The organism is Candidatus Pantoea soli (assembly GCF_007833795.1).
GTDB classification, from domain to species: Bacteria; Pseudomonadota; Gammaproteobacteria; order Enterobacterales; family Enterobacteriaceae; genus Pantoea; species Pantoea soli.
This window is the reverse complement of the sequence record NZ_CP032702.1, coordinates 2,881,678-2,907,820: the sequence shown is the minus strand read 5'-3', so window position 1 is coordinate 2,907,820 and position 26,143 is coordinate 2,881,678. Positions and strand designations below refer to the sequence as shown.

General features: G+C 54.2%; 26 protein-coding genes. 20 read left to right on the top strand and 6 right to left on the bottom strand.

The genetic code is table 11. The features are described from left to right. Window positions 1-142: 142 nt before the first annotated feature. Genes cysJ through D8B20_RS13565 form a run of 3 tightly spaced genes read left to right on the top strand, consistent with a single transcriptional unit; the run spans window position 143 to window position 4,400 of the window. On the top strand, window positions 143-1,945 hold the full coding sequence (cysJ, locus tag D8B20_RS13575; RefSeq protein WP_145889350.1) for an NADPH-dependent assimilatory sulfite reductase flavoprotein subunit: 1,803 nt from the start codon (window positions 143-145) through the stop codon (window positions 1,943-1,945). Further along, window positions 1,945-3,669: an assimilatory sulfite reductase (NADPH) hemoprotein subunit gene (gene cysI / locus D8B20_RS13570; RefSeq protein WP_145889349.1), complete on the top strand. Its 1,725-nt coding sequence runs from the start codon at window positions 1,945-1,947 to the stop codon at window positions 3,667-3,669. The genes cysJ and cysI overlap by 1 nt, the downstream gene beginning before the upstream one ends. Further along, window positions 3,666-4,400, top strand: coding sequence for a phosphoadenylyl-sulfate reductase (locus tag D8B20_RS13565; RefSeq protein ID WP_145889348.1), 735 nt, complete (start codon window positions 3,666-3,668; stop codon window positions 4,398-4,400). Before cysI ends, D8B20_RS13565 begins: the two co-directional genes overlap by 4 nt. A 68-nt stretch (window positions 4,401-4,468) precedes the next feature. On the opposite strand, the gene D8B20_RS13560 is transcribed toward D8B20_RS13565, so the two are convergent. Beyond that, window positions 4,469-4,753 carry a YciI family protein gene (locus tag D8B20_RS13560; protein ID WP_145889347.1) on the bottom strand — a complete coding sequence of 95 codons (285 nt, stop codon included), beginning with the start codon at window positions 4,751-4,753 and terminating at the stop codon, window positions 4,469-4,471. Window positions 4,754-4,762: 9 nt separating this feature from the next. Further along, window positions 4,763-5,785 carry an aminopeptidase gene (locus D8B20_RS13555; RefSeq protein ID WP_145889346.1) on the bottom strand — a complete coding sequence of 341 codons (1,023 nt, stop codon included), beginning with the start codon at window positions 5,783-5,785 and terminating at the stop codon, window positions 4,763-4,765. A 231-nt stretch (window positions 5,786-6,016) separates the two neighbouring features. On the opposite strand from D8B20_RS13555, the gene cysG reads away from it, so the two are divergent. The 13 genes from cysG to rpoS all read left to right on the top strand — a co-directional run bounded on the left by cysG (window position 6,017) and on the right by rpoS (window position 17,456). Then, window positions 6,017-7,432 carry a siroheme synthase CysG gene (cysG, locus tag D8B20_RS13550; RefSeq protein WP_145889345.1) on the top strand — a complete coding sequence of 472 codons (1,416 nt, stop codon included), beginning with the start codon at window positions 6,017-6,019 and terminating at the stop codon, window positions 7,430-7,432. A 9-nt stretch (window positions 7,433-7,441) separates the two neighbouring features. Beyond that, window positions 7,442-8,350 carry a sulfate adenylyltransferase subunit CysD gene (gene cysD, locus D8B20_RS13545; protein ID WP_145889344.1) on the top strand — a complete coding sequence of 303 codons (909 nt, stop codon included), beginning with the start codon at window positions 7,442-7,444 and terminating at the stop codon, window positions 8,348-8,350. Window positions 8,351-8,360: 10 nt separating this feature from the next. Beyond that, complete coding sequence (gene cysN / locus D8B20_RS13540; RefSeq protein WP_145889343.1) at window positions 8,361-9,797, top strand: sulfate adenylyltransferase subunit CysN; 1,437 nt, start codon at window positions 8,361-8,363, stop codon at window positions 9,795-9,797. Next, on the top strand, window positions 9,797-10,402 hold the full coding sequence (gene cysC / locus D8B20_RS13535) for an adenylyl-sulfate kinase (protein ID WP_145889342.1): 606 nt from the start codon (window positions 9,797-9,799) through the stop codon (window positions 10,400-10,402). Before cysN ends, cysC begins: the two co-directional genes overlap by 1 nt. A gap of 55 nt (window positions 10,403-10,457) precedes the next feature. Further along, entirely contained in the window at window positions 10,458-10,778 is a 321-nt protein-coding gene (locus D8B20_RS13530) for a DUF3561 family protein (RefSeq protein ID WP_145889341.1), read from the top strand. Window positions 10,779-10,949: 171 nt separating this feature from the next. Beyond that, window positions 10,950-11,264 carry a cell division protein FtsB gene (gene ftsB / locus D8B20_RS13525; RefSeq protein ID WP_145889340.1) on the top strand — a complete coding sequence of 105 codons (315 nt, stop codon included), beginning with the start codon at window positions 10,950-10,952 and terminating at the stop codon, window positions 11,262-11,264. 4 nt (window positions 11,265-11,268) lie between these two features. Further along, window positions 11,269-11,985, top strand: a complete 717-nt coding sequence (gene ispD, locus D8B20_RS13520; protein ID WP_145889339.1) for a 2-C-methyl-D-erythritol 4-phosphate cytidylyltransferase — start codon at window positions 11,269-11,271, stop codon at window positions 11,983-11,985. Beyond that, entirely contained in the window at window positions 11,985-12,458 is a 474-nt protein-coding gene (gene ispF / locus D8B20_RS13515; RefSeq protein ID WP_145890588.1) for a 2-C-methyl-D-erythritol 2,4-cyclodiphosphate synthase, read from the top strand. The genes ispD and ispF overlap by 1 nt, the downstream gene beginning before the upstream one ends. Continuing rightward, a complete protein-coding gene (gene truD, locus D8B20_RS13510) occupies window positions 12,455-13,498 on the top strand; it encodes a tRNA pseudouridine(13) synthase TruD (RefSeq protein ID WP_145889338.1) in 1,044 nt (347 codons plus the stop codon). Before ispF ends, truD begins: the two co-directional genes overlap by 4 nt. A 232-nt stretch (window positions 13,499-13,730) precedes the next feature. After that, complete coding sequence (surE, locus tag D8B20_RS13505; protein WP_145890586.1) at window positions 13,731-14,492, top strand: 5'/3'-nucleotidase SurE; 762 nt, start codon at window positions 13,731-13,733, stop codon at window positions 14,490-14,492. Further along, window positions 14,486-15,112 (top strand): protein-L-isoaspartate(D-aspartate) O-methyltransferase, encoded by a 627-nt coding sequence (locus D8B20_RS13500; RefSeq protein WP_145889337.1) that lies wholly within the window; start codon window positions 14,486-14,488, stop codon window positions 15,110-15,112. Before surE ends, D8B20_RS13500 begins: the two co-directional genes overlap by 7 nt. 166 nt (window positions 15,113-15,278) lie before the next feature. Then, window positions 15,279-16,412 (top strand): murein hydrolase activator NlpD, encoded by a 1,134-nt coding sequence (nlpD, locus tag D8B20_RS13495; protein WP_145889336.1) that lies wholly within the window; start codon window positions 15,279-15,281, stop codon window positions 16,410-16,412. Between the two features lie 51 nt (window positions 16,413-16,463). After that, window positions 16,464-17,456, top strand: coding sequence for an RNA polymerase sigma factor RpoS (gene rpoS / locus D8B20_RS13490; RefSeq protein ID WP_021507339.1), 993 nt, complete (start codon window positions 16,464-16,466; stop codon window positions 17,454-17,456). Window positions 17,457-17,564: 108 nt separating this feature from the next. On the opposite strand, the gene mutS is transcribed toward rpoS, so the two are convergent. Then, window positions 17,565-20,120, bottom strand: a complete 2,556-nt coding sequence (gene mutS / locus D8B20_RS13485; RefSeq protein ID WP_145889335.1) for a DNA mismatch repair protein MutS — start codon at window positions 20,118-20,120, stop codon at window positions 17,565-17,567. Between the two features lie 217 nt (window positions 20,121-20,337). Here mutS and D8B20_RS13480 point away from each other — a divergent pair, with 217 nt between their 5' ends. The 3 genes from D8B20_RS13480 to D8B20_RS13470 all read left to right on the top strand — a co-directional run bounded on the left by D8B20_RS13480 (window position 20,338) and on the right by D8B20_RS13470 (window position 24,035). After that, window positions 20,338-21,639 (top strand): tyrosine-type recombinase/integrase, encoded by a 1,302-nt coding sequence (locus D8B20_RS13480; protein WP_145889334.1) that lies wholly within the window; start codon window positions 20,338-20,340, stop codon window positions 21,637-21,639. A gap of 64 nt (window positions 21,640-21,703) precedes the next feature. Then, window positions 21,704-23,188 carry an AAA family ATPase gene (locus D8B20_RS13475; RefSeq protein WP_145889333.1) on the top strand — a complete coding sequence of 495 codons (1,485 nt, stop codon included), beginning with the start codon at window positions 21,704-21,706 and terminating at the stop codon, window positions 23,186-23,188. Window positions 23,189-23,198: 10 nt separating this feature from the next. Then, window positions 23,199-24,035 (top strand): hypothetical protein, encoded by an 837-nt coding sequence (locus D8B20_RS13470; protein WP_145889332.1) that lies wholly within the window; start codon window positions 23,199-23,201, stop codon window positions 24,033-24,035. 149 nt (window positions 24,036-24,184) lie between these two features. Here D8B20_RS13470 and D8B20_RS13465 read toward each other — a convergent pair whose 3' ends face one another. From D8B20_RS13465 to D8B20_RS13455, 3 genes are read right to left on the bottom strand one after another with little or no spacing between them, the layout of a single operon-like run. Beyond that, entirely contained in the window at window positions 24,185-24,523 is a 339-nt protein-coding gene (locus tag D8B20_RS13465; protein WP_145889331.1) for a hypothetical protein, read from the bottom strand. A gap of 30 nt (window positions 24,524-24,553) precedes the next feature. Continuing rightward, window positions 24,554-24,913, bottom strand: a complete 360-nt coding sequence (locus D8B20_RS13460; protein ID WP_145890584.1) for an acyl-CoA dehydrogenase — start codon at window positions 24,911-24,913, stop codon at window positions 24,554-24,556. 14 nt (window positions 24,914-24,927) lie between these two features. After that, on the bottom strand, window positions 24,928-25,455 hold the full coding sequence (locus tag D8B20_RS13455; RefSeq protein ID WP_145889330.1) for a hypothetical protein: 528 nt from the start codon (window positions 25,453-25,455) through the stop codon (window positions 24,928-24,930). A 177-nt stretch (window positions 25,456-25,632) separates the two neighbouring features. Here D8B20_RS13455 and D8B20_RS13450 point away from each other — a divergent pair, with 177 nt between their 5' ends. Beyond that, window positions 25,633-26,010, top strand: coding sequence for a helix-turn-helix domain-containing protein (locus D8B20_RS13450; protein ID WP_370664113.1), 378 nt, complete (start codon window positions 25,633-25,635; stop codon window positions 26,008-26,010). Window positions 26,011-26,143: the final 133 nt, after the last annotated feature.

The window sequence follows — 26,143 nt, the reverse complement described above, 5'->3', positions numbered from 1 at the left end:
GATATTACCCAAAAAACCTCTTAGTCGTTTTGGTTATTTAATATGTCGAACCCTTATTTAATCGTTAATATACAGGCCGGTAACCTACCCACTCTTCCGCCGCTTCCCGGTACGGATTTCTGACACTGGAATTTTCAACGCGATGACGACTCAGGCACCCCCAGCAATGCTTCCGCTATCACCGGAGCAACTTACGCGCTTACAGGCGGCGACCACCGATTTCAATCCGACCCAGCTGGCCTGGCTCTCCGGTTACTTCTGGGGCATGGTCAATCAGGCGCCCGGCACCACGGCGACAGCCGCACCGGCACAGACCGCGGCACCCGGCATTACGCTGATCTCTGCGTCGCAGACCGGCAACGCGCGTCGCCTCGCGGAGCAGCTGCGTGACGATTTGCTGGCGGCAAAACTGAACGTCAACCTGGTCAACGCCGGGGACTACAAATTCAAGCAGATTGGCCAGGAGAAACTGCTGGTTATCGTCACCTCTACCCAGGGCGAGGGCGAGCCGCCGGAAGAAGCGGTGGCGCTGCACAAATTCCTGATGTCGAAAAAAGCGCCGAAAATGGATGGCGCAGCCTTTGCCGTATTTGGTCTGGGCGATACCTCGTATGAATTTTTCAGCCAGGCCGGTAAGGACTTTGACAACCGTCTGGCTGAGCTGGGCGCAGAGCGCCTGCTGGATCGCGTGGATGCGGATGTGGAATACAGCGAGCTGGCCAGCGCCTGGCGTTTACAGCTGACCGATATCCTGCGCGCGCGCGCGCCTGCTGCCTCTCCGGCGCAGGCCGCAGCCAGCGCCACCGGCAGCGTCAATCAGGTGGACAGCAGTCCTTACACCAAAGAAGCGCCGCTGACCGCTACGCTGGCGCTGAACCAGAAAATCACCGGCCGCGACTCAGACAAAGATGTGCGCCACATTGAGATCGATTTGGGTGACTCGGGCCTGCGCTACCAGCCAGGCGATGCGCTGGGCGTGTGGTATGAAAATGATGCCGCGCTGGTGCAGGAGCTGCTGCAGCTGGTCTGGCTGAAAGGGGATGAACAGGTTGAGGTGCGTGGCACCACGCTGCCCCTGGCTGAGGCGCTGCAAAAACATTTTGAGCTGACGGTCAACACCCCGCAGATCGTCGAGCAGTACGCGGCGCTGTCGCGCAACGAGTCGCTGCTGGCGCTGGCGGGTGACAAATCCAGACTGCAGAGCTATGCGCAAAGCTTCCCGATTGTCGATATGGTGCGTCAGGCGCCGGCTGAACTGAATGCAGAACAGCTGACCGGCCTGCTGCGTCCGCTGACGCCGCGCCTCTATTCTATTGCCTCGTCGCAGGCGGAGAGCGAAAACGAAGTGCACATTACCGTTGGTGCGGTGCGCTACGAAATTGATGGCCGTCCGCGCGGCGGCGGTGCCTCCACCTGGCTGGCCGATCGTCTTGAAGAGGACGGGGAGATTCGCGTCTTTATCGAGCACAACGATAACTTCCGCCTGCCTGCCAGCCCGGACACGCCGGTCATCATGATTGGGCCAGGCACCGGCATCGCGCCGTTCCGCGCCTTTATGCAGCAGCGTGACAACGACGGCGCAGGCGGTAAAAACTGGCTGTTCTTCGGCAACCCACACTTCACTGACGATTTCCTCTATCAGGTGGAGTGGCAGAAGTATGTCAAAGACGGGCTGCTGACCCATATTGACCTGGCATGGTCGCGCGACCAGGCTGAAAAGGTCTACGTACAGGATAAAATCCGCGCCAGAGGGGCGGAAGTGTGGCGCTGGATTGAAGAGGGCGCACATATTTACGTCTGCGGTGACGCTAACCGGATGGCGAAAGACGTCGAGCAGGCATTGCTGGATGTGGTGGTCGGGCACGGTGGCATGGATCGTGAAACGGCTGATGAATTTTTAAGTGAGCTGCGCATCGCGCGCCGTTATCAGCGAGACGTTTACTAATGAGCGAAAAACACCCAGGGCCGCTGGTCGTTGAAGGCAAGCTTTCTGACGCAGAGCGTCTGAAAAAAGAGAGTAATTATCTGCGCGGCACCATTCTGGAAGATCTGGATGAGGGGCTGACCGGCGGTTTCACGGGCGATAACTTCCTGCTGATCCGCTTCCACGGCATGTATCAGCAGGACGATCGCGATATCCGCGCTGAGCGTGCGGCGCAGAAGCTGGAGCCACGTCACGCCATGATGCTGCGCTGCCGTCTGCCCGGCGGCGTCATCACACCGACGCAGTGGCTGGCCATTGATAAGTTCGCCGCAGAGAAAACCCTCTACGGCAGCATCCGCCTGACCAACCGCCAGACTTTCCAGTTCCACGGCATTCTGAAGAAGAACGTGAAACCCACGCACCAGATGCTGCATGAAGTCGGGCTGGATGCGCTGGCTACCGCCAACGACGTCAACCGCAACGTGCTGTGCACCTCTAACCCGGTAGAATCCGAACTGCATCAGCAAGCCTGGGAGTGGGCAAAGAAACTCTCTGAGCACCTGCTGCCGCAGACGCGCGCCTATGCAGAGATCTGGTGGGATCAGGAAAAGGTGGCGACCACCGATCAGGAGCCGATCCTCGGTGAAACCTATCTGCCGCGTAAGTTCAAAACCACGGTCGTGGTGCCACCACATAACGATGTGGATCTGCACGCCAACGATCTGAACTTTATCGCCATTGCCGAGAACGGCAAGCTGATTGGCTTTAACCTGCTGGTGGGCGGCGGCTTGTCCATTGAGCATGGCAACAAAGCGACCTACGCGCGCACCGCCAGTGAGTTTGGTTTCCTGCCGGTAGAGAAAATCCTTGATGTGGCGGCGGCAGTAGTGACCACGCAGCGCGACTGGGGTAACCGTACCGATCGTAAAAACGCCAAAACCAAATACACGCTGGAGCGCGTTGGGGTAGAGACGTTCAAAGCTGAAGTGGAAAAGCGTGCCGGCCTGACATTTGAACCGATTCGCCCCTACGCCTTTACCACGCGCGGCGACCGGATCGGCTGGGTGAAAGGTATCGATAAAAAATGGCACCTGACGCTGTTTATTGAGAACGGTCGTCTGCTGGATTATCCCGGTCGTCCGCTGAAGCGCGGCATTGCGGAAATCGCGAAAGTGCATCAGGGTGATTTTCGTCTCACCGCGAACCAGAACCTGATCGTAGCCGGCGTGCCGGAAGCGCAGAAAGCGCAGATCGAAGCCATTGCCCGCGAACATGGACTGATGGATGCGATTACGCCGCAGCGTGAAAACTCCATGGCCTGCGTGGCGTTCCCGACCTGTCCACTGGCGATGGCGGAGGCAGAGCGTTTCCTGCCGTCGTTTGTCACTAAAGTGGAAGAGATCATGCATAAACACGGCGTGGGCGACGAACACATCGTATTACGCGTGACCGGCTGCCCGAATGGCTGTGGCCGCGCCATGCTGGCGGAACTGGGGCTGGTGGGCAAAGCGCCAGGGCGTTACAACCTGCACCTGGGCGGTAACCGTATCGGTACGCGAATTCCGCGTATGTACCGTGAAAACATCACTGAAAATGAGATCCTGGCCAGTATTGACGAGCTGGTAGCGCGCTGGGCGACAGAGCGTCAGGCGGATGAAGGCTTCGGTGATTTTGTCATTCGCGCCGGTATCATTAAGCCGGTTGTCGATCCCGCCCGTGATTTCTGGGACCCGGAGGCAGTATGACCTTACCCGATCTCGCTACGCTTAACCGCGGCAGCAAAGTCGATCGCATTATGGCGCTGGCGGAAAGCAACGTGCAGCTGGAAAAACTTTCCGCTGAGCAGCGCGTAAGCTGGGCGCTGGAAAACCTGCCGGGCGCGTTTGTGCTGTCGTCCAGCTTCGGCATCCAGGCCGCGGTGCTGCTGCATATGGTGACGCAGCAGCGGCCCGATATTCCGGTGATCCTGACCGATACCGGCTATCTGTTCCCGGAGACCTATCGCTTTATTGATGAACTGACGCAGCAGCTGAACCTGAACCTGCAGATCTTCCGCGCGGAGACATCGCCCGCCTGGCAGGAAGCGCGCTACGGTAAGCTGTGGGAGCAGGGCGTGGAAGGCATTGAGCAGTATAACCAGATCAACAAAGTGGAACCGATGAACCGTGCGCTGGAGACGCTGGAGGCTGGCACCTGGTTTGCCGGCTTACGGCGCGATCAGTCCGGCAGCCGCGCCAGCCTGCCGGTGCTGGCGGTCCAGCGCGGGGTGTTCAAAATTCTGCCGATTATTGACTGGGATAACCGTCAGGTGCATCAGTACCTGAAGCAGCATGGTCTGAAATACCATCCGCTGTGGGACGAAGGCTATCTCTCGGTGGGCGACACCCATACCACACGCAAATGGGAACCCGGCATGGCGGAAGAAGAGACGCGCTTCTTTGGCCTGAAACGTGAGTGCGGGTTACACGAAGGATAAGTGTGCAGAGCGGCTAAGCGGCCGCATCTGCTGACGGACTCCGGACGTGCAGCCGTGCACGCCCGGATTCAGAGATCTTTTAACCCGGCAAACGCCCCGGCAGCGCGCGTGACATTCACCTTTGTGACCTCATAATGCGCCACGGCGACAAACGGATCTTCTGCCAGAATCCCGTCCAGCCGCGCGCGATCCATCTCTTTTACCAGCAGCATGCCACCGGTGCGCGGATCCTTACGCCCTGCAGCAATAAAGTCACCACAGGCAAAATAGCGATCCAGCCAGTCGATATGCGGCTGCAGCAGCGCTTCCACTTCGTCGATCGGGCGGAAATAGTTCAGATACACCACGTACATGGTTGCTCCTCAGAGTGTCGGATTGGCGAGTTCGCGCAGCAGCGGCAGCAGAATACGCACGCTGTCGCGGGTGCGCTGCGTTATGCGGCTTGGCAGCCAGCGGTCAAGATAGGTCAGGTTGTCACGCGCCGTCTGATGGCGCACGCTGCCATCCGGGAAATGCGGCGAGCGGGCGCGCTGCTGCTGACCATCTTTGTTGCCCAGCGTCCAGTTGGCCGCCGTGACATCCAGCAGCGGTATACCGGCTTTATCAAACGGATTAAGGCCGGGATAGTCGCGTGCCGTCAGCGTATGGCTGGCAGCGGCAATACCGTATTGATGGGCAAGATGCAGCGCGCGCGCGCTGGTCTGCTTGCGTACCGCTGAAGGGGTGTTCATGCCGCTGTTGAAATAGAGGTGATCGCCGGTAATAAGGCTGTTGAGGTCAATGACCAGCAGCGTATCTTTCTTCTCCTGCGCGCTCATGCGGGCCAGATAATCATCCATACCGTGCAGCCCGGCTTCGCCGGCGCTCAGCGCAACAAAACGTACGCCGTAATGCAGCGGGGCGCGGCTCAGCTGCTGCGCCAGCTCCAGCATCACGCCCAGACCGGAGGCGTTATCATCCGCGCCCTGCAGACGCAGCCCGCCGAGATTGCTGTCAGCGTCATGGCGGCTGAGCGGCGTCCAGGTATCCAGATGGGTCACTATCAGGATCTCCTGCGGCACGCTGCCGGCGCGGGCGGCGATCACGGAGGTGGCGGTTACTTTATGCTGTCGCGTTTCGCCGCGTTTTTCCTGCCAGACATAGCCGGTGTTGAACTGACGGGTATTACTCTGGTACCCCATTTGCGTGAACTGCTGCTGCAGATAATCGGCGTTCATCAGTTCGGCCGGGCTGCCGCTCATGCGGCCTGGGAAGTAGGTGGCGATATGGCGCAGCTGCTGTTCAGCAAACTGACCCGGCGCGGCCAGCGCCGCACAGGGCAATCCGCCGCACAGCAGCAGAGCCAGCGCGCTGCGGCGGAGCGTGGCAAAAATCGTGGTTATCATGACATCCCGTCAGGCTGAAAAAATTCTGAGTTAGTATGAAACTGTGACCTGCTTTGCACAAATTGATTCGCAGTGAAACATCAGCAATATCATTTGTTAAGCACAAATTGTTATCAGCAATCCCGGTGCGTTATTCCATTCGGTAACTACTAATGCCAATTCGTAATTTCATCTGCCAGAAGGCGGGGACGTATAGTCGCGTTAACTTATTGTAAAACTGACAAGGTTAACGTGGATTATCTGCCCCTGTTTGCCGATCTCAAAAATCGTCCGGTACTGGTTGTCGGTGGCGGTGAGATCGCTGCGCGTAAAATTGAATTACTGCGTCGTGCCGGAAGCCGTGTGCAGGTGGCGGCGCGTGAGCTGGGTCACGAACTGCAGGCGCTGCTGGCGGTCGGGGCCATTGAATGGATTGCGCGCAGCTTCGACCCGGCACAGCTGGACGGCGTATTTCTGGTGATCGCCGCCACCGATGACAACGCGCTCAACGCCGAGGTCTTTGAGGCCGCTAACGCGCGCCACAAGCTGGTGAACGTGGTGGACGATCAGCCCAAATGCAGCTTCATTTTCCCTTCCATTGTCGACCGTTCCCCCTTAGTGGTGGCGATCTCCTCCAGCGGCACTGCGCCGGTGCTGGCACGTCTGCTGCGGGAAAAAATCGAAGCCCTGCTGCCGGCTAACCTCGGCCAGATGGCAGAGCTGGCCGGGCAGTGGCGCGACAAAGTGAAGCAGCGCTATCGCCGCATGTCCGATCGCCGCCGTTTCTGGGAACGCGCCTTTAACGGGCGCTTCGCCAGTGAGGTGGCGGCGGGCAATATTCAGCAGGCGCGGCAGACGCTGGATCGCGAGCTGGAAAACAGCAGTGATAACCAGGGCGAAATTACGCTGGTAGGTGCCGGCCCGGGTGACAGCGGCCTGCTGACGCTGCGCGGCCTGCAGGTGATGCAGCTGGCCGATGTGGTGCTGTATGACCATCTGGTGAGCGACGAGGTATTAGAGCTGGTGCGCCGCGATGCGGATCGTATCTGTGTTGGCAAACGCGCCGGCGCACATTCGGTGCCGCAGGAAGAGACCAACCAGCTGCTGGTGACGCTGGCGCAGCAGGGCAAACGCGTGGTGCGCCTGAAAGGGGGCGATCCGTTTATCTTTGGCCGCGGCGGTGAAGAGCTGCAGGCGGCAAAAGCGGCTGGCATTCCCTTCCAGGTGGTGCCAGGCATTACCGCCGCAGCAGGCGCCACGGCCTATGCCGGTATTCCGCTGACGCACCGCGACCATGCGCAGAGCGTGATGTTTATTACCGGACACTGCCGTGCGGACGGTGACGGCATTGACTGGCCTTCGCTGGCACGCGCTCGCCAGACGCTCGCCATTTATATGGGCACGGTGAAAGCGGCAGAAATTGCCAGCGGACTGATTGAACACGGCCGCAGCCCGGCGACGCCCGTTGCGGTGATTGGACGCGGCACGCGGCAGGATCAGCAGGTGCTGACCGGCACGCTTGAACAACTTGAGGCGCTGGCAGCCGCCGCGCCGACGCCAGCGCTGTTAGTGATTGGCGAAGTGGTGAATTTGCACGGGCAGTTAGCCTGGTTCCAACATTCGGCACAGCAGGGGGCTCGCGAGTCCGCCGTTGTTAATTTGGCTTGAGGAAAAATTATGGACCAAAATCGTCTTACTCATCTGCGCCAGCTGGAGGCAGAGAGTATCCATATCATCCGCGAGGTGGCGGCCGAGTTCAGCAACCCGGTGATGATGTACTCCATCGGCAAAGACTCCTCGGTGATGCTGCATCTGGCGCGTAAAGCCTTCCACCCGGGCACGCTGCCGTTTCCGCTGCTGCACGTTGATACCGGCTGGAAATTCCGTGAAATGTATGAGTTCCGCGACCGTACGGTAAAAAATATGGGCGCCGAGCTGCTGGTGCATCGCAACCCGGAAGGCGTGGCGATGGGCATCAATCCGTTTGTGCACGGCAGCGCCAAGCACACCGATATCATGAAAACCGAAGGCCTGAAGCAGGCGCTGAACAAATACGGCTTTGACGCTGCGTTCGGCGGCGCGCGTCGTGACGAAGAGAAATCACGCGCGAAAGAGCGTATCTACTCCTTCCGCGACCGCTTCCACCGCTGGGATCCAAAAAACCAGCGCCCGGAGCTGTGGCATAACTACAACGGCCAGATCAACAAAGGCGAGAGCATTCGCGTCTTCCCGCTCTCCAACTGGACCGAACTGGATATCTGGCAGTACATCTTCCTGGAAAACATCGAAATCGTGCCGCTCTACCTGGCCGCCCCGCGTCCGGTGCTGGAGCGCGACGGGATGCTGATGATGGTGGATGACGACCGCATCAATCTGCAGCCGGGTGAAGTGATCAGGCAGCGGATGGTGCGTTTCCGTACCCTCGGCTGCTGGCCGCTGACCGGCGCAGTGGAATCCGACGCGCAGACGCTGCCGGAGATCATTGAAGAGATGCTGGTCTCCACCACCAGTGAGCGGCAGGGGCGCGTTATTGACCGCGATCAGGCCGGGTCGATGGAACTGAAAAAACGTCAGGGTTATTTCTAAGGAGACGCAGATGAATACCATTATTGCACAACAGATTGCCGAACAGGGCGGGGTGGAAGCCTGGCTGACCGCGCAACAACACAAAAGCCTGCTGCGTTTCCTGACCTGCGGTAGCGTGGACGATGGCAAAAGTACGCTGATTGGCCGTCTGCTGCATGACACCCGGCAGATTTATGAAGACCAGCTCTCTTCACTGCACAACGACAGCAAACGTCACGGCACCCAGGGAGAAAAACTCGATCTGGCGCTGCTGGTGGATGGCCTGCAGGCCGAGCGCGAGCAGGGCATCACCATTGATGTCGCTTACCGTTACTTCTCCACCGAGAAGCGTAAATTTATTATTGCCGACACGCCGGGACACGAGCAGTACACCCGTAACATGGCCACCGGCGCCTCCACCTGCGATCTGGCGATTCTGCTGATCGATGCGCGTAAAGGCGTGCTGGATCAGACCCGCCGTCACAGCTTTATTTCAACGCTGCTGGGCATCAAACATCTGGTGGTAGCGATCAACAAAATGGATCTGGTGGACTACCGTCAGGAGACGTTTGAGCAGATCAAACAGGATTACCTCGATTTCGCCGCACAGCTGCCGGAAGATCTGGATATCCGTTTTGTGCCGATGTCTGCGCTGGAAGGGGATAACGTTGCCAGCCCGAGCACCACCATGCCGTGGTACAGCGGCCCGACGCTGCTGGACGTACTGGAAACCGTTGAGCTGAAACGCGTGGTCGATCATCAGCCGATGCGCTTCCCGGTGCAGTATGTGAACCGGCCGAACCTCGATTTCCGCGGCTATGCCGGGACGCTGGCCTCCGGCGTGATCGCCACCGGACAGCGGGTGAAGGTGCTGCCTTCCGGCGTGGAATCCACCGTTGCGCGTATTGTCACCTTTGATGGCGATCTGCAGGAAGCGGCTGCCGGCGAGGCGATCACCCTGGTACTGAAGGATGAGATCGACATCAGCCGCGGCGATCTGCTGGTGGATGCCAGTGCCGACCTGCAGCCGGTGCAGTCGGCGACCGTTGACGTGGTGTGGATGGCAGAGCAGCCGCTGCAGCCCGGCCAGAGCTACGAGGTCAAAATCGCCGGCAAGAAAACGCGCGCGCGGGTGGAAAAAATCCTGCATCAGGTAGAGATCAACACGCTGGAGAAACGCGCTGCGGACAACCTGCCGCTGAACGGTATCGGGCTGGTGGAGATCACCTTTGACGAGCCGATGGTGCTGGATGCCTATCAGCAGAATCCGGTCACCGGCGGTATGATCTTTATCGATCGTCTGAGCAATGTCACTGTGGGTGCCGGTATGATCAATCAGCCGCAGCACGAAGCACGCGCGCCATCCAGCCAGTTCAGCGCCTTTGAGCTGGAGCTGAATGCGCTGGTGCGCCGTCACTTCCCGCACTGGCAGGCACGCGATCTGCGCGATCTGACGGGCGAACAGTAATGGCGCAGCACGACGAAAACGTAGTGTGGCACGACCATCCGGTCACGCGCGCAGAGCGGGAGCAGCAGCACGGCCATCAGGGCGTGGTGCTGTGGTTTACCGGGCTTTCGGGCTCCGGTAAATCCACCGTTGCTGGTGCGCTGGAGCAGGCGCTGCACCGGCTGGGCGTCAGCACCTATCTGCTGGATGGCGACAACGTGCGGCACGGTTTGTGCCGCGATCTCGGCTTCAGCGACGCAGACCGCAAAGAGAACATTCGTCGCGTTGGCGAAGTGGCGAAGCTGATGGTGGATGCCGGTCTGGTGGTACTGACCGCCTTTATTTCACCGCATCGCGCCGAACGCCAGATGGTGCGCGACCTGCTGGAAGAAGGGCAGTTCATTGAGGTGTTTGTCGATACGCCGCTGGCCGTATGTGAAGCGCGCGATCCCAAAGGACTGTACAAAAAAGCGCGCGCCGGTGAGCTGCGTAATTTCACCGGTATCGACAGCGTCTATGAAGCGCCGGAGGCCGCGGAAATCCAGCTGGAAGGGGAACAATTGGTTACAAAACTGACCGGCCAATTGTTAGACCTGCTGCGCCGCCGCGATATCATCAGATCCTGAACCGACAGCGGCAAACGACGCAGGTTTGCCGCGCTTTAGCGTCAACAGGATCTCTATGCAGAACGTAACCCCCATGCTGGCCCGCAAAGATGATCGTCACCCGGATGAGCCCCGCTCATCGCTGCCGGGCGGCGTGACAGGCTTTCTCTCCTACTGGTGTGCGCTGGGCATTCCGTTCCTGCTCTACGGCTCTAACACGCTGTTCTTTTTCCTCTACACCTGGCCCTTTTTTCTGGCGCTGCTGCCGGCTTCGGTGCTGATTGGCATTGTATTCAGCCAGCTGCTGCGCGGACGGCTCTTCTGGTCAGCGATTCTGACCGCGCTGGCGGTCGTGTGCCTGTTCTGGCTGCTATTCTCCTTTCTCTCCGGCTGGTGACCCGCTGCTGATGTGCAAACGCATCGGCAGGTTACAAAAGTTTACCTGCTGCCCGCGGCTGATTGTTACCCCAGCGGGGGCAGATAAATCTGCTTGCGGTCCATTTTCGCTGCCGCAGTGGAGTCCGGCGTCAAGTTATGGGATGATTGAGCCGTTTTTCAGGGGGCGGGGATGGGAAAACTGACGTTACTGCTGCTCGTGCTGCTGGGATGGTTGCAATACTCTCTGTGGCTGGGCAAGAACGGTATCCATGATTACACGCGCGTCAATGAAGACGTGGCGTCACAACAGGCGAATAACGCCAAACTAAAAGCGCGAAACGATCAACTGTTTGCCGAAATTGACGATCTCAATGGCGGTTCAGAGGCGATTGAGGAACGCGCACGCAGCGAGCTGGGCATGATTAAGCCTGGCGAGACTTTCTATCGTCTGGTACCAGACCAGAACAAACGCAATGCGCAATCTGCGCAGAACCAATCACGATAATTACATGAATCAGCTCTCTTCCTCTGCGGACGTCATCGCCGTCGTGCCGGCGGCTGGTGTGGGCAGTCGCATGCAGGCGGCCTGTCCGAAACAATACCTCACCATTGGTCAGTTGACCCTGCTGGAGCACAGCGTGGCACGCCTGCTGGCGCATCCGGCTGTCAGACAGGTGGTGGTGCCGGTCAGCCCTGACGATGGCTGGTTTGACACGCTGCCGTTAGCGCAGGACAGCCGCGTGCTGCGCGTGACCGGCGGCGACACGCGCGCCGAATCGGTACTGGCTGGCCTGCAGGCGATCCGCCACAGTGCGTGGGTGCTGGTTCATGATGCGGCACGCCCGTGCCTGCACCCGGACGATCTGGCCCGGCTGCTGGCAGTGCGCGAGCACAGTAAAACCGGCGGCATTCTTGCCGCGCCGGTGCGCGACACCATGAAGCGCGCTGAGCCGGGGAAACAGGCGATTGCGCATACCGTAGAGCGTGACGATCTCTGGCACGCCCTGACGCCGCAATTTTTCCCGCATGCGCTGCTGACCGCCTGCCTGACGCGGGCGCTGACCGAAGGCGCGACCATCACCGATGAGGCTTCCGCGCTTGAGTACTGCGGCTATCATCCAGCGCTGGTCAGCGGACGCAGCGACAACATCAAGGTCACGCGGCCAGAAGATCTGGCGCTGGCCGCCTTCTATCTTACTCAGATTCAGTTAAAGGAGAGCGCATGATGCGTATCGGTCACGGTTTTGACGTTCACGCTTTTGGCGGCGAAGGTCCGTTAGTGATTGGCGGGGTGCGTATTCCCTTTGAACAGGGCTTTATTGCGCATTCAGACGGTGACGTGGCGCTGCATGCGCTGACCGACGCGCTGCTTGGCGCGGTGGCGATGGGGGACATCGGCAAACTCTTCCCGGATACCGATCCGGCGTTCAAAGGTGCCGACAGCCGTGGCCTGCTGCGTGAAGCCTGGCGCCGGATTGCGCAGAAGGGATATCGCATCGGCAATGTGGATGTGACGATTATCGCGCAGGCGCCGAAAATGCTGCCGCACGTGCCGCAGATGCGTGTCAACATTGCAGAGGATCTCGGCTGTCATATGGATGCGGTCAACGTAAAAGCGACCACCACCGAAAAGCTGGGCTTTACCGGTCGCGGTGAAGGCATTGCCTGTGAGGCGGTAGCGCTGCTGGTGAAGGCATGAGTGCACTGCATTACCTGCACGGTGCACCGCGCGCCAGCGGTATTATCAAAGCCCGGCCGGAAGATTTCGTGGTCATTGAAGATCTGGGTTATCCCTATGATGGCGAAGGGGAACAGCTGCTGGTGCGCATCCGCAAGATCGGCTGTAACACCCGTTTTGTGGCTGAAGCTATCGCGAAATTTCTCGGCGTTCCGCAACGCGATCTCAGCTATGCCGGGATGAAAGACCGTCATGCTGTCACCGAGCAAACGCTCTGTTTCCGCGTGCCGGGAACGGCGATGCCGAATCTGGCAGGCTTCCGACTGGAGGGCGTTGAGATTCTGCAGGTCATTCGCCATAAGCGCAAACTGCGTACCGGTGCGCTGGCGGGAAATGCGTTTCGTCTGGTGGTGCGCGAGGTGTCCGATCGCGCTGACGTGGAGCAGCGGCTGCAACGCCTGCAGCAGCAGGGTGTCCCCAACTACTTTGGCGAGCAGCGTTTTGGCCGCGGCGGCAATAACCTGACGCAGGCGAATTTATGGGCGCAGGAGCAGTTTCGCCCGCGCGATCGCAGCATGAAAGGCCTGCTGCTGTCCGCTGCGCGCAGTCACCTGTTTAACCAGATAGTCAGCGCCCGTTTGCAGCGTGACGGTGCACTGAATCGCGTGCAGGCGGGCGATGCCCTGCAGCTTACCGGGCGCGGCAGCTGGTTTGTCGCTCAGGCTGAAGAGCTGCCTGTGCTGCAGCAGCGGGTTGATCAGCATGAACTGCGGATTACCGCACCGCTGCCCGGCCGGGGTGAGCCGGGTGTTCAGGGCGACGCGCTGGCGTTTGAACAGCAGCAGCTGGCGTCATCCACCGTTCTGCTGGGGCTGCTGACGCGCGAACGCGTGGATGCGGCGCGCCGGGCGGCTCTCGTGGTGCCTGACGCGTTGCATTGGCGCTGGACGGACGCGGCCACGCTGGAGATGCAGTTCTGGTTACCCGCCGGCAGCTTTGCCACCAGCGTGGTGCGTGAACTGCTGAGCAACGGGGCCAGCGCGCCGCTCGGCGACGAGTAACGGCAGGCAGGCTGCCGCCTCGCCTGTGCGCCTTCTGCGGCGGGTCGCGGCTGCGTATTGTTGCAGCAAATGCCGGCCGCGGCGTGATTTACGCCTACCACTTCCCGCGCCTCACCGCTAGAATGCAAACATCCTTGTGCCGCCAGCTTCCCTCTGATTGCACCATAACAGGTGCACCTCTGACGCGGGCTGGCGGGCTGAGGACCGGTTAATGAACAAAGGTCAGGACCAGATGCGGATACTGCTCAGCAACGATGATGGAATTCATGCTCCCGGCATTCAGACGCTGGCTCGCGCCCTGCGTGAGTTTGCGGAAGTGCAGGTCGTCGCGCCCGATCGCAATCGCAGCGGCGCATCAAATTCTCTGACGCTGGAAACGCCCCTGCGTACCTTCACCCATGAAAATGGCGATATCGCGGTACAGATGGGCACGCCGACCGATTGCGTGTTCCTCGGCGTTAACAAGCTGATGCAGCCGCGGCCGGATATTGTGGTCTCGGGCATTAACGCCGGCCCTAACCTGGGCGATGATGTGATTTACTCCGGCACGGTCGCTGCCGCGATGGAAGGGCGTCATCTGGGCTTGCCTGCGCTGGCGGTATCGCTGAATGGCCATCAGCACTACGCCAGCGCGGCCGCAGTGACCTGTACGCTGTTGCGGGCGCTGTCGCACGCTCCGTTACGCACCGGGCGGATCCTGAATGTTAACGTGCCCGATTTACCGCTGGAGCAGATTAAAGGTTTTCGCGTTACCCGCTGTGGCAGCCGTCATCCGGCCGATCAGGTCATCTGCACTGAAGACCCGCGCGGTCAGCCGCTGTACTGGATTGGCCCGCCGGGGCAGAAACTGGATGCCGGTCCGGATACCGATTTTGCCGCCGTGGAGGCGGGCTATGTTTCGCTGACTGCTCTGCACGTGGACCTGACGGCGCACGCCGCGCAGACAGTATTAAGTGACTGGCTGACCGAGGCTGAGGTAAAACTGGCATGGTGAACCGGCGCATCGAGACGCTTTTAGCACAGCTACGTGCCCAGGGCATTGACGATGAGCATCTGCTGAAAGCGATTGCCGATGTGCCGCGCGAACGGTTCATCGACGAAGCCTTTGAACACAAAGCCTGGGAAAACGTGGCGCTGCCGATTGGCAATGGCCAGACTATCTCACAGCCCTACATGGTGGCGCGCATGACCGCGCTGCTGGAGCTGAATCCGGACTCGCGCGTGCTGGAAATTGGCACCGGGTCCGGCTATCAGACCGCTATCCTCGCGCATCTGGTTAATCACGTCTATTCGGTTGAACGCATCAAAGGGCTGCAGTGGCAGGCCAAGCGCCGTCTGAAGCAGCTCGATCTGCATAACATTTCTACCCGGCATGGCGATGGCTGGCAGGGCTGGGCCGCGCGCGGTCCGTTCGATGCCATTATTGTCACTGCCGCTCCCCCCGAAATTCCGACTGCGCTGATAGCGCAACTGGGCGATGGCGGCAAAATGGTGCTGCCGGTTGGCGAGGATCAGCAGGTGCTGAAGCGCTTACGCCGTCAGGGTAAGGACATCACGGAAGAGATCATCGAGCCGGTGCGCTTTGTGCCGCTGGTGCAGGGCGATCTGGCCTGAGCGATTCCTACGTATTTCTTCACAATCGTTACGTGGCATGGCGCAGTTGATATTGTTACTATCCTTGTTAATCAATGCAAAAGACCGCCATTGCCGTTTTGTGCAGTGAATAATGCGGTTATATCCGTTACACAGTTTCATCCAGGATTGCCATCACGGGGGATCAATGAGCACGGGAAGCACAGTATTTCAATTACGCCGTCTGGCGGCACTTTCACTGGTCGGTTTTTGGCTGGCAGGTTGCAGCTCAGGGGATAACACGCAGGCTCCTATCAGCCAGATTGGCAGCAATAATGCCGACAGCGGCATGGCTTCCGCCCCTGCAGGTGGCATGTCCGGTGGTGGCATGCTCTCACCGCAAAACAGCACGGTCCCGGCAATGCCGCACGGTGGAATGTTAAGCGGCGGTACACCTTCGCCAGCACCGTCCGGTGGAATGATTAGTACCAGTAATAATGTAGTGACGGAAAACGGGCGTATTGTGTACAACCGTAATTATGGGAATATTCCGAAAGGAAGCTACGGAGGCGAGACCTACACCGTCAAACGTGGTGACACGCTGTTCTATATTGCCTGGATTACCGGCAACGATTTCCGCGACCTGGCACAGCGCAACAATATTCAGGCGCCTTATGGCCTTAGCGCAGGCCAGACCCTGCAGGTTGGCAACGGCAACGGCCAGACTATTACGGGTGGAAACGCCATCACTGCCGCCGACGCCAGTCAGGGCGGAGTGCCTGGGACAAATGCCCAGACACAAATTAAATCCACCCCTGTTGCACAGCAACCTGTTATTACGTATTCTGATGATTCGGGTTCGACAGGCGGGAAAATGCTGCCGTCGAAAGGGGCAAATAATGTGGCAACGACCACAGCTCCGGTTACCGCACCGCCCACAGTCAGCAGCACAACCAATAGCACAACACCGGTGGGAAGCTGGCGTTGGCCGACTGATGGGAAGATTATCGATAACTTCTCCGCTGCGGAAGGCGGAAACAAAGGTATCGATATCGCCGGTTCGCGTGGACAACCTGTTGTCGCCACTGCTTCAGGAAGGGTGGTGTACGCAGGCAACGCGCTCCGCGGGTACGGTAATTTAATCATCATCAAACACAACGATGATTACCTGAGTGCCTACGCCCACAACGATACCATGCTGGTCCGGGAACAACAGGAAGTTAAGGCGGGGCAAAAGATCGCTACCATGGGTAGCACCGGAACCAGTTCTGTAAGATTGCATTTTGAAATTCGTTACAAGGGGAAATCCGTAAACCCGTTGCGTTATTTACCGCAGCGATAATCCGGCAGAACCTTTGGTGTTCTGCCCTTGGATCACGGGTAGGAGCCGCTTATGAGCCAGAATACGCTGAAAGTTAATGAGTTACACGATGATGCGGAATTCGAGGAGAACGGAGCTGAGGTTTTTGATGAGAAGGCTCTCGTTGAGAACGAACCTGGTGATAACGAAGTAGCGGAAGAAGAGTTGTTGTCACAGGGTGCGACGCAACGCGTGCTGGATGCGACGCAGCTTTACCTCGGCGAGATTGGTTACTCTCCTCTGTTAACGGCGGAAGAAGAAGTCTTTTTTGCCCGTCGTGCACTGCGAGGTGACATCCCTTCTCGTCGCCGCATGATTGAAAGTAACTTACGCCTGGTGGTGAAAATTGCCCGTCGCTACAGCAATCGTGGTCTGGCCCTGCTGGACCTGATTGAAGAGGGTAATCTCGGCCTGATCCGTGCCGTAGAGAAGTTTGACCCGGAACGCGGGTTCCGCTTCTCAACTTACGCCACCTGGTGGATTCGTCAGACTATTGAACGGGCAATTATGAACCAAACCCGTACAATTCGCCTGCCGATTCATATTGTTAAAGAGTTAAATGTTTACCTGCGTACCGCGCGTGAACTGTCGCATAAGCTTGATCATGAGCCGAGTGCGGAAGAGATCGCTGAGCAGCTGGACAAGCCAGTTGATGACGTGAGCCGTATGCTGCGTCTCAACGAGCGTATTACCTCGGTTGATACACCACTGGGTGGTGATTCCGAGAAAGCGCTGCTGGATATCCTGGCCGATGAGAAAGACAACGGTCCGGAAGACACCACTCAGGACGATGATATGAAGCAAAGTATCGTCAAGTGGCTGTTTGAACTGAATGCCAAGCAGCGTGAAGTGCTGGCACGTCGTTTCGGCCTGCTGGGCTATGAAGCGGCAACGCTGGAAGATGTTGGTCGTGAAATCGGGTTAACCCGTGAGCGCGTCCGCCAGATTCAGGTTGAAGGTCTGCGTCGTCTGCGTGAAATTCTGCAGACGCAGGGTCTGAATATCGAAGCACTGTTTCGCGAATAAGCCATAACCAGTGACAAAAACGGTGACCTCAGGGTCACCGTTTTTTTTATGCCTGGCTTCCGGCGGCGAGGCCGGGGCGGGGCTGTCAGCGCCGCGCCCGGCAGCAGGTTATAACAGCGTTTTAAGCCGATAAATCCACTCCAGCGCCTGTTTGGGTGTCAGGCTGTCCGGATCCAGCGCCTCCAGAGCATCCACCGCCGGCGAGGTTTCCGCCACCAGCAACGGCAGCTGCGAGCCCTCAACCGTAGACGCCGCTGAACTGCCTGACAGCGCCTCCAGTTCTTTCAGCTTATGACGGGCGCGCTTAATCACCTCTTTTGGCACGCCGGCCAGTGCCGCTACCGCCAGACCATAACTTTTGCTGGCGGCACCGTCCTGCACGCTGTGCATAAAGGCGATGGTGTCGCCATGTTCAACGGCATCCAGATGCACATTCACCACACCTTCCATTTTTTCCGGCAGCGTGGTCAGCTCAAAGTAGTGGGTAGCAAACAGCGTCATGGCTTTGATGCGGTTAGCCAGGCTTTCTGCGCAGGCCCACGCCAGTGAGAGGCCGTCATAGGTTGACGTGCCACGGCCAATTTCATCCATCAGGACCAGACTGTTTTCAGTCGCGTTATGCAGGATATTGGCGGTTTCCGTCATTTCAACCATGAAGGTTGACCGACCGGAGGCCAGATCGTCCGCCGCGCCCACACGGGTGAAAATGCGGTCGATAGGACCAATCACCGTTTCTTCTGCCGGCACGTAGCTGCCAATCCACGCCATCAGCGCAATCAAGGCGGTTTGACGCATGTAAGTACTTTTACCGCCCATATTGGGACCGGTAATGATCAACATGCGGCGCTGCCGGGAGAGCGACAGCGGATTGGCAATAAACGGTTCTTTCAGCACCTGCTCGACCACCGGATGGCGGCCTGCGGTAATGCGAATTCCGGCTTTTTCCTGCAGTACCGGACGGCAGTAGTTGAGCGTCCAGGCGCGCTCTGCCAGGTTGGCCAGCACATCCAGCTCAGCCAGCGCTGCGGCACTGAGTTGCAGCGCTTCAAGGTGCGGCAGCAGGCGATCGAACAGCTCATCATAGAGGCTTTTCTCCAGTGCCAGCGCTTTGCCCTTCGACGTCAGGACTTTGTCTTCGTACTCTTTCAGTTCGGGGATAATGTAGCGTTCCGCATTCTTCAGCGTCTGCCGGCGCACATAATGAATCGGCACCAGATGGCTCTGGCCACGGCTCACCTGAATGTAGTAGCCGTGCACGGCGTTAAAGCCCACTTTCAGCGTATCCAGCCCCAGCTTTTCCCGCTCGCGGATTTCAAGACGATCGAGATAATCGCTGGCACCGTCGGCCAGCGCCCGCCACTCATCCAGCTCGGCGTTATAGCCCGGCGCAATAACGCCGCCATCTCGCACCAGCACCGGCGGTGATTCGATAATGGCCTGTTCCAGCAGTTCACGCAGTTCATGGAACTCGCCCATCTGCGTACGCAGACTGACCAGCTGAGGGGCGCTGACCCCGGCAAGCAGGCTGTTCAGTTCGGGCAGCTGCTGAAAGGCATGACGCATGCGCGCCAGATCGCGCGGACGCGCCGTGCGCAGCGCCAGACGCGCCAGAATGCGCTCCAGATCGCCCACCTGCCGCAGCACTGGCTGAAGGTCCTGGCTGAGGCTCTGCAGTTCAGCAATGGATTCCTGACGGCGATGAATAGTGTTTACGTCGCGCAGCGGCATGTGCAGCCAGCGTTTCAGCATGCGGCTGCCCATGGGCGTCACGGTCTTGTCCAGCACCGCGGCCAGCGTATTTTCCGTGCCGCCGGCAAGGTTCTGCGTGATTTCCAGATTACGGCGTGTGGCGGCATCCATAATCACGCTGTCCTGCTGGCGCTCCATGCTCAGTGAACGAATATGGGGCAGGGCTGTACGCTGCGTATCTTTGACATACTGCAGCAGGCAGCCGGCAGCGCGCAGCGCCAGATGGGCCTGCTCTACGCCAAAGCCGCTCAGATCGCGCGTGCCAAACTGCAGGGTTAACTGCTGACGTGCGGTATCAATTTCAAACTCCCACAGCGGGCGACGACGCAGGCCACGACGTTGATCGATCAGCTGCATGGCCTGAAAATCTTCCGGATAGAGTAGCTCGGCCGGATTCGTGCGCTGCAGTTCAGCCGCCATGGTTTCCACATCGCCGGGTTCACTCAGGCGGAAGCGACCGGAGCTGATATCCAGGGTGGCGTAGCCGAACCCGCGCTGGCTCTGAAAAATGGCGGCCAGCAGGTTGTCCTGGCGCTCCTGCAGCAGGGCTTCATCGCTGATGGTGCCGGGCGTGACAATGCGCACGACCTTGCGCTCAACCGGACCTTTGCTGAGTGCCGGATCGCCAATCTGCTCACAGATAGCGACAGACTCGCCCAGCTGAACCAGTTTCGCCAGGTAACCCTCAACCGCATGATAAGGCACACCTGCCATGGGAATCGGTTCACCTGCCGAGGCGCCGCGTTTGGTCAGCGAGATTTCCAGCAGCTGCGAAGCGCGTTTGGCGTCATCGTAAAACAGCTCATAGAAATCACCCATGCGATAAAACAGCAGGATGTCAGGATGATCGGCCTTCAGGCGCAGGTACTGCTGCATCATTGGGGTGTGGGCGTCGAAATTTTCTGGTGTACTCATCGGCTTATGATGTCCATTCTATTAAATTTTAATGAGTTAGTGATATTTATTGTTCTCATTGAGTTTCACTTTGTCTCATTTAATCTCATGAAATCCTACATTTAAATGTAGGTTAAAGTGTAGCTTGCCAACCTATAGCCTGGTAAAATATGGCTACTTACAGCACAACCTACATTTCGTTTCATAAATGCGTAGGGAGCATGATAACGGAGTCTTTATGGCAGGAAAACAAGAGGCAAAGCCACTGTCGTTTAAAGCGATTGAAATGATGAAACCAGGTGACAAAGATAAAGCTGATATTGGCGAAAATCGTGGTTTACGTGTCTCGTGTGGTGCTACTGGTGTTAAGTCTTTTTTCTACCGTTACACGAGCCCTGTGACTGGAAAACTTGCTCAGGTCAAAATTGGCAACTTCCCGCAGACTTCTCTCGCCGCTGCACGTCTTAAACTCAACGAATTAAAGCTCCTCCGTCAGGAAGGCCGGTGTCCTGCATCAGAACTCAAGCAGGAAAAACAACTTCGTGCAATCGAGGCTGAACAGGCCAAATTACCTGAATTAACTGTGCAGGGATTAGTTGAACTGTATCTTACCGAGCGTATTGAGGATCGTAAAACGAAGGACGGGAAGATCATTCCCGGAGCCAGAAAGCCGAAAGGGCAGGCCGAGGCCCGTCGTACTCTCTATGGCGACGCCGTTAAAAGCTTAGGAACACGAAATGCTGCTGAGATTACGCGGCAAGATGTAATTAATTTAATCAATGGTATTGTAGCCCGAGGTGCAACCGTACAGGCTGGTAATGTTCTAAGGGAACTTTCACTCGCTTATGAGTTTGCAATTGGCTTGGGGCGCTTTGATGAAAGGTTTGCTAATCCAGCATTGTTAGCAAAATCCAGCTTACGACAGACGAGAATCAAACTCACAAATGGTCGTAGAACACGGGTACTGAGTGAGGACGAGCTTGCAAAATTCCTTAAATGGCTTCCGGGTTCGGCTTATACGGCAACGATCAAAAACGTGTTACGTCTGACTCTCTGGACTGGATGTCGTACCGGTGAAGTCTGCAATATGGCATGGAAGGATGTTGATCTTGAAAAGGGGACCATTCATCTGAGAGAAACTAAAACAGGGGTAGAGCGCTACGTACAGTTATCTGATCAGGCGATCGACTTTCTCAAGATACTACGCCTTACCTCTGACAAATATCTATTTCCTTCGCAGGCTACTAAGAAGCCAATCCAGCAGAAGTATCTAACTGAAAACTCATGGCGTTTACGTGAAAGCGGTCAAATGCTTGATATACTTCATTGGACGCCCCATGACTTGCGGCGTACAGTACGAACGGGGCTATCTCGCTTACAATGTCCAAATGAAGTTGCAGAGGCTGTGCTGGGTCATACACGTGGCGGTGTTGAAGGGATTTATAATCTTTATAAGTATGATGCGGAGTGTCGGAAGTGGTTGCAGGTATGGGCTGATTATTTAGATTTTTTGTCTAAAACGGTGGTTGAAAATAATTAGTTAATCACTTTTTTGACTTATCTTATTATTTTATTAAAGTGAATTAAATAGGAAGAATGTTTATATGAAAATATTTTTGAACGGAAAAAATAAAATAAATTTAAAGAATTATATATTATTGCAAGCTACTGATTGGGATGATTACTCCTATAAGTCTACATTTTTGTTGTCATTTTTTTATGAAGATAATTTAGTACCAATTGGTGAACTGAAAATTATTGATAACACTTTAGAGATCGGACGCGTGCAGTTTGATAATGGGTGCGATAAACTCCCTGATAATTTCTGTTCCCTCGGGCAAAGTAAGCAATATTACTTAAACATTAGAGGGTTAGGCCTTCAATATGAGAAACTGATTCTTGAATCATTGAATGATTGTGCTTATGATAAAATCATTTTTGATGCATTTAGTGAGTTGTCGCAATTTAAAACATCCGCAGTTCGCTTTAGCCCAGCAGAACAGGCCTTGGAATTTGCTAAGAAAATGTTTAATAGACAAGTAGATACTAATGATGAAAATTGTCATGTGTTTGACTTTTCGACCACCCTGAAAGGATTTTCGGCTCCCTATGATCTAAGTTTTTATTTCCAGGAGCAGAAAACGAGTATTATACCATCTAATATAAATGTAATTATTGGGAGAAATGGAACAGGTAAAACACAACTTCTTTCTGATATAGCACGTACAATTTCAGGTTACGGCTTCGATGACAAAATTGAGCTTATAAAGGCTAGGGAAAAGAGGTTTAATAACACAAAGCCAGATTTTGGGAATGTAGTGGTTGTATCTTATTCAGCATTCGACAACTTTGAAATTCCGGGTAAAAATGAAGCTGAGCAAAAAGAGATTGAAGAACAAGGGCATATATTTGGCTATAAATATTGCGGCCTTAGAGAACGAGTGGAAAATTCAACTGAGTATAGGCTGAAAAATATTTCCGAGATTACCAATGAATTTAAAGTTGCTTATGAAAAAATTATACTCGAAAAAAAAATTGAACAATGGAATGAATGCATAAAACCTATTATTTCCGATCAGTCATTTTCTGAATTAGATCGAAATGTTTTGTTAGAAAAATTTGATAGGCTTAGTTCAGGTCAGAAAATTGTTTTATCCATTTTGGCAAATATATTTGAACATATAGAAGACAATTCATTGGTGATAATTGATGAGCCAGAGACGCACCTTCATCCGTCTCTTATCGCTTCATTTATGCACTCAATTAGATCTATTTTAACTCACTTCAACTCATATTCTATCATAGCTACCCATTCTCCTGTGATTTTACAGGAAACACCATCAAAATTTGTTCAACTTTTAAGAGGTAATTATCTTAAACCTAAGGTTGGGAAACTAAAAAAAGAATCGTTTGGAGAAGAAATATCCAACCTAACTGAGGATGTCTTTAATGTTTCTTTTGAAGAGTCTAATTTTTACTCAATTTTATCAAAGCTTTCTTCGGAAGGGTATACACTAAAAGAAATCGAAGTAATGTTTGGCAAAAAACTAGGAATGACTGCAAAGTCATTTCTTACAAATTTAAATTAATGGTGGAGCTATGAGAAATATACCTCTGCCAATCGAAAACGATAAAAACAATCTTGACCTTATAGTCGAGGATAAAACTGATAAATATGCCACCCCTATCCGTAATATTATATCTAGAATAAAAAATGCATACGATAGCTATGAAGCCAATAAACTTAGCTTAGAAAGCTTGCGACCAATAGGGCTATCTACTGAAGAAAGTGATTCTATTTTACATGCTTATAACGTTAAAACTAAAACATTTAAAATAATCTCTGCGAGATTATTTAATCCAGACTTGCCGGATTTTGATGAATGTCCTTATTGCGGGATCAGTGAGCCCAGTACATTAGACCATTACCTTCCTAAAGAAAGTTACCCTGAATTTTCAGTATTATCAAAAAATCTTATACCTATATGCTCAGTCTGCAATACAATATACAAGAAGTCTAAATTTTTATTGAACAATGAAAGAATATTCATACACCCATACTATGATATTTTCCCAAATGAGAGATTTATTAATATTTCTATTGTTGTGGGTAATAAAATACAATTAGATTTTTCTTCGCTAGGATATGCTGGGTATGCTTATTTTTCTGGGATTTTTGCAAGGCATTTTTCTAACCTTAACCTTAGAGCTAGATTCAAAAGAAAATCAGCTTCGGAAATTTGTAGGATGAGAGCTAGTTTGATTCGTGTTTATAGCAGAAGAGGAGCATATCAAGATGTATCATCTTTGTTATTGTCTCAGTCAAATGATTTTAAAGATTCATATGGAGTCAACCATTGGAAGGTGATCTTGTATTTAGAATTATCTCGGAATGTTGACTTTTGCAATAATGGCTTTGTGAAGGATGTTGAGTAAATATATATGCTCTGTATTGTTTAGATATAGAGCATATATTTCACTTAAGTACGCGGTATACTATGGTGTGATGAGATGTGTAAAAATTTTCGCAAAAGGTTCTGGTGATTATTTTATCTGAAACAAATATTTAAAGTTGGTTAAAAATGTTACAAACCAGATACATTTATATAGAACAGACCTTTCCCCTCATCAGTTTTTTGAACCCGGTAGGTGATCGGCAAAGAATTTTTCAGCCCTGGTTTTGTGAATGTTAAATCAGCAGCACACTGATAAACGTCAAGGCCTGATTCATGGCTTATTGTTCTGACATTTTCCACTGTAATCCGCACATCCTTATCCAGTGTCATGGCTTTCTCTATTGTCTTTCTGGCAATATCCACGACCAGTTTTTTTGCATCATCACTACCGCATTTTGGCGTTTTCTCGCCACAGCCAGCCAACAACAAACTAGCTGTTATTAATACCAGAAGTATTGTTCTTTTCATTTATAGTTCCTTCGTTAATTAATGATACTTTTATTTCTTATTAAACAGGCCATTCATAGCACCTGTCGCAGAAGACCCGCAGTATCCTTCGCAACCACGAGTCATCACGCTGGTTTTCCCATTATTCATCTCACTGAGCACGGCAACACACTGGCTGGTTTTGTCATTCCAGATCCAACGGCGTTTCTGATTCTCACCAGCAGCTATTTGTTGTGCTGTACCGTCCATGTTGCAGGTCCCTGAGCCGTCTTTGGTTGATGCGTTGATGCTGAATTCCGCATTACCGTTCCCAGGTTTTAGCGTTAAGACAGCACCCGGCTTAGCGTATTGAGCTGCGATTGCCGGGAGGGCTAAGGCTGTCAGTACTAATGCAGCAACTATTCTTTTCATCATTAAATATCCTGTTAGCTGATACGAATGTTTTTGGTGATTTTCCCAAGTGCCAGCGGCCTGCGTTTTTCCACAAAGAAATACACAACGTTGCAAGCGGATTTACGGTGATTCCCCCGACCGAGAGAGGGCCAGTTACGGAAAGATTCGATCTGTTCTTCTGAATAGGGCGTGTCAGAGAAGTCAAACAGTACAAGCAGTGCTTTGCCGTCGTGCTTCATCAACTTCTTCACTTCCGTGCTGTTGACGGTTGCGGAGACATTGGAACGAGCTGCTGTTGGCTTACGGACTGCAAACTCAACGGCCACATCGTCAATCACAAAGTCAATGAAACCATGCCCGGATACCGTTCCTGGTAGCCTGCTTTTGACTTCTGGCGAGACGTAATCCGCAAACCAACCCAGTAAATAGCAACGTACTAATGGCAAAAGTTCCCGCTCGCTACATTCATTCAGACGCAGTGTTTTGACAAATTCACGCCAGTAAAGGGAGCTGAAAAAGTACTCAAAGCAATCCGTTATCTCAGTAATGGTGGTTGCCACAATGTTCCCCTTTTTTGTCCACCTTTGTTCTAAGGCTCATCTGCTGGTCACTCAGCTCGCCAGCCTTAGTCTTTTTGCTCTATAAGTGAGTATTTATTGGATTTTAAGGTCATTAGTGATGTTCATGCAAGAGTAAAAAAGACCCAAACTTCCGCTTATGGACGGACGGGAGAATAAATGATGGTTAAACTGGTGGCAGATTCAGCTGATAAGCTGGTGGGACAGCGTATTCAGAGCAGACGTAAAGAAGCCGGGTTAACCGCAGCTGAACTTGCAGAAATTATCGATATATCTCAGCAACAACTTTCCCGCTATGAACGAGGAACGAATAAGATCAATGTTGCGCATTTAGTTAAAATTGCAATGTCTCTAAAGACACCAATAAGTTGGTTCTTTATTGATTGCATGGAGAATCTGAATGTTTCTAATATCCCGCCTGACTATCTATCTGGGCTCGATAAAGAATTAAAACAACGACTCGATCAAGTCTGGAACAAATTGGATTACGGCAAAAGGAAAAGCCTTCTCCTGTTTTTAGATGAATTCATAAAATAAATTTAAAATTAGTTTCTGTGTGAAATTATTTGTTTTATGAATATATTCCTGGTAAAATGTCATTACTGGATAGTGTCATATTATTCAGTAACTGATGCATAAACTAATAGCCAACTTAGCGTTTCATTTTATA

Bases quoted from the DNA above. Each gene is read 5' to 3' on its own strand.
- D8B20_RS13465 (WP_145889331.1), bottom strand. From the start codon at position 24,523: ATGAAAAGAACAATACTTCTGGTATTAATAACAGCTAGTTTGTTGTTG.
- surE (WP_145890586.1), top strand. From the start codon at position 13,731: ATGCGGATACTGCTCAGCAACGATGATGGAATTCATGCTCCCGGCATT.
- D8B20_RS13555 (WP_145889346.1), bottom strand. From the start codon at position 5,785: ATGATAACCACGATTTTTGCCACGCTCCGCCGCAGCGCGCTGGCTCTG.
- rpoS (WP_021507339.1), top strand. From the start codon at position 16,464: ATGAGCCAGAATACGCTGAAAGTTAATGAGTTACACGATGATGCGGAA.
- cysI (WP_145889349.1), top strand. From the start codon at position 1,945: ATGAGCGAAAAACACCCAGGGCCGCTGGTCGTTGAAGGCAAGCTTTCT.
- cysJ (WP_145889350.1), top strand. From the start codon at position 143: ATGACGACTCAGGCACCCCCAGCAATGCTTCCGCTATCACCGGAGCAA.
- D8B20_RS13460 (WP_145890584.1), bottom strand. From the start codon at position 24,913: ATGAAAAGAATAGTTGCTGCATTAGTACTGACAGCCTTAGCCCTCCCG.
- D8B20_RS13565 (WP_145889348.1), top strand. From the start codon at position 3,666: ATGACCTTACCCGATCTCGCTACGCTTAACCGCGGCAGCAAAGTCGAT.
- mutS (WP_145889335.1), bottom strand. From the start codon at position 20,120: ATGAGTACACCAGAAAATTTCGACGCCCACACCCCAATGATGCAGCAG.
- D8B20_RS13470 (WP_145889332.1), top strand. From the start codon at position 23,199: ATGAGAAATATACCTCTGCCAATCGAAAACGATAAAAACAATCTTGAC.
- cysC (WP_145889342.1), top strand. From the start codon at position 9,797: ATGGCGCAGCACGACGAAAACGTAGTGTGGCACGACCATCCGGTCACG.
- ispF (WP_145890588.1), top strand. From the start codon at position 11,985: ATGCGTATCGGTCACGGTTTTGACGTTCACGCTTTTGGCGGCGAAGGT.
- D8B20_RS13450 (WP_370664113.1), top strand. From the start codon at position 25,633: ATGATGGTTAAACTGGTGGCAGATTCAGCTGATAAGCTGGTGGGACAG.
- D8B20_RS13530 (WP_145889341.1), top strand. From the start codon at position 10,458: ATGCAGAACGTAACCCCCATGCTGGCCCGCAAAGATGATCGTCACCCG.
- D8B20_RS13480 (WP_145889334.1), top strand. From the start codon at position 20,338: ATGGCAGGAAAACAAGAGGCAAAGCCACTGTCGTTTAAAGCGATTGAA.
- D8B20_RS13500 (WP_145889337.1), top strand. From the start codon at position 14,486: ATGGTGAACCGGCGCATCGAGACGCTTTTAGCACAGCTACGTGCCCAG.
- ispD (WP_145889339.1), top strand. From the start codon at position 11,269: ATGAATCAGCTCTCTTCCTCTGCGGACGTCATCGCCGTCGTGCCGGCG.
- truD (WP_145889338.1), top strand. From the start codon at position 12,455: ATGAGTGCACTGCATTACCTGCACGGTGCACCGCGCGCCAGCGGTATT.
- D8B20_RS13560 (WP_145889347.1), bottom strand. From the start codon at position 4,753: ATGTACGTGGTGTATCTGAACTATTTCCGCCCGATCGACGAAGTGGAA.
- ftsB (WP_145889340.1), top strand. From the start codon at position 10,950: ATGGGAAAACTGACGTTACTGCTGCTCGTGCTGCTGGGATGGTTGCAA.
- cysN (WP_145889343.1), top strand. From the start codon at position 8,361: ATGAATACCATTATTGCACAACAGATTGCCGAACAGGGCGGGGTGGAA.
- D8B20_RS13475 (WP_145889333.1), top strand. From the start codon at position 21,704: ATGAAAATATTTTTGAACGGAAAAAATAAAATAAATTTAAAGAATTAT.
- cysD (WP_145889344.1), top strand. From the start codon at position 7,442: ATGGACCAAAATCGTCTTACTCATCTGCGCCAGCTGGAGGCAGAGAGT.
- nlpD (WP_145889336.1), top strand. From the start codon at position 15,279: ATGAGCACGGGAAGCACAGTATTTCAATTACGCCGTCTGGCGGCACTT.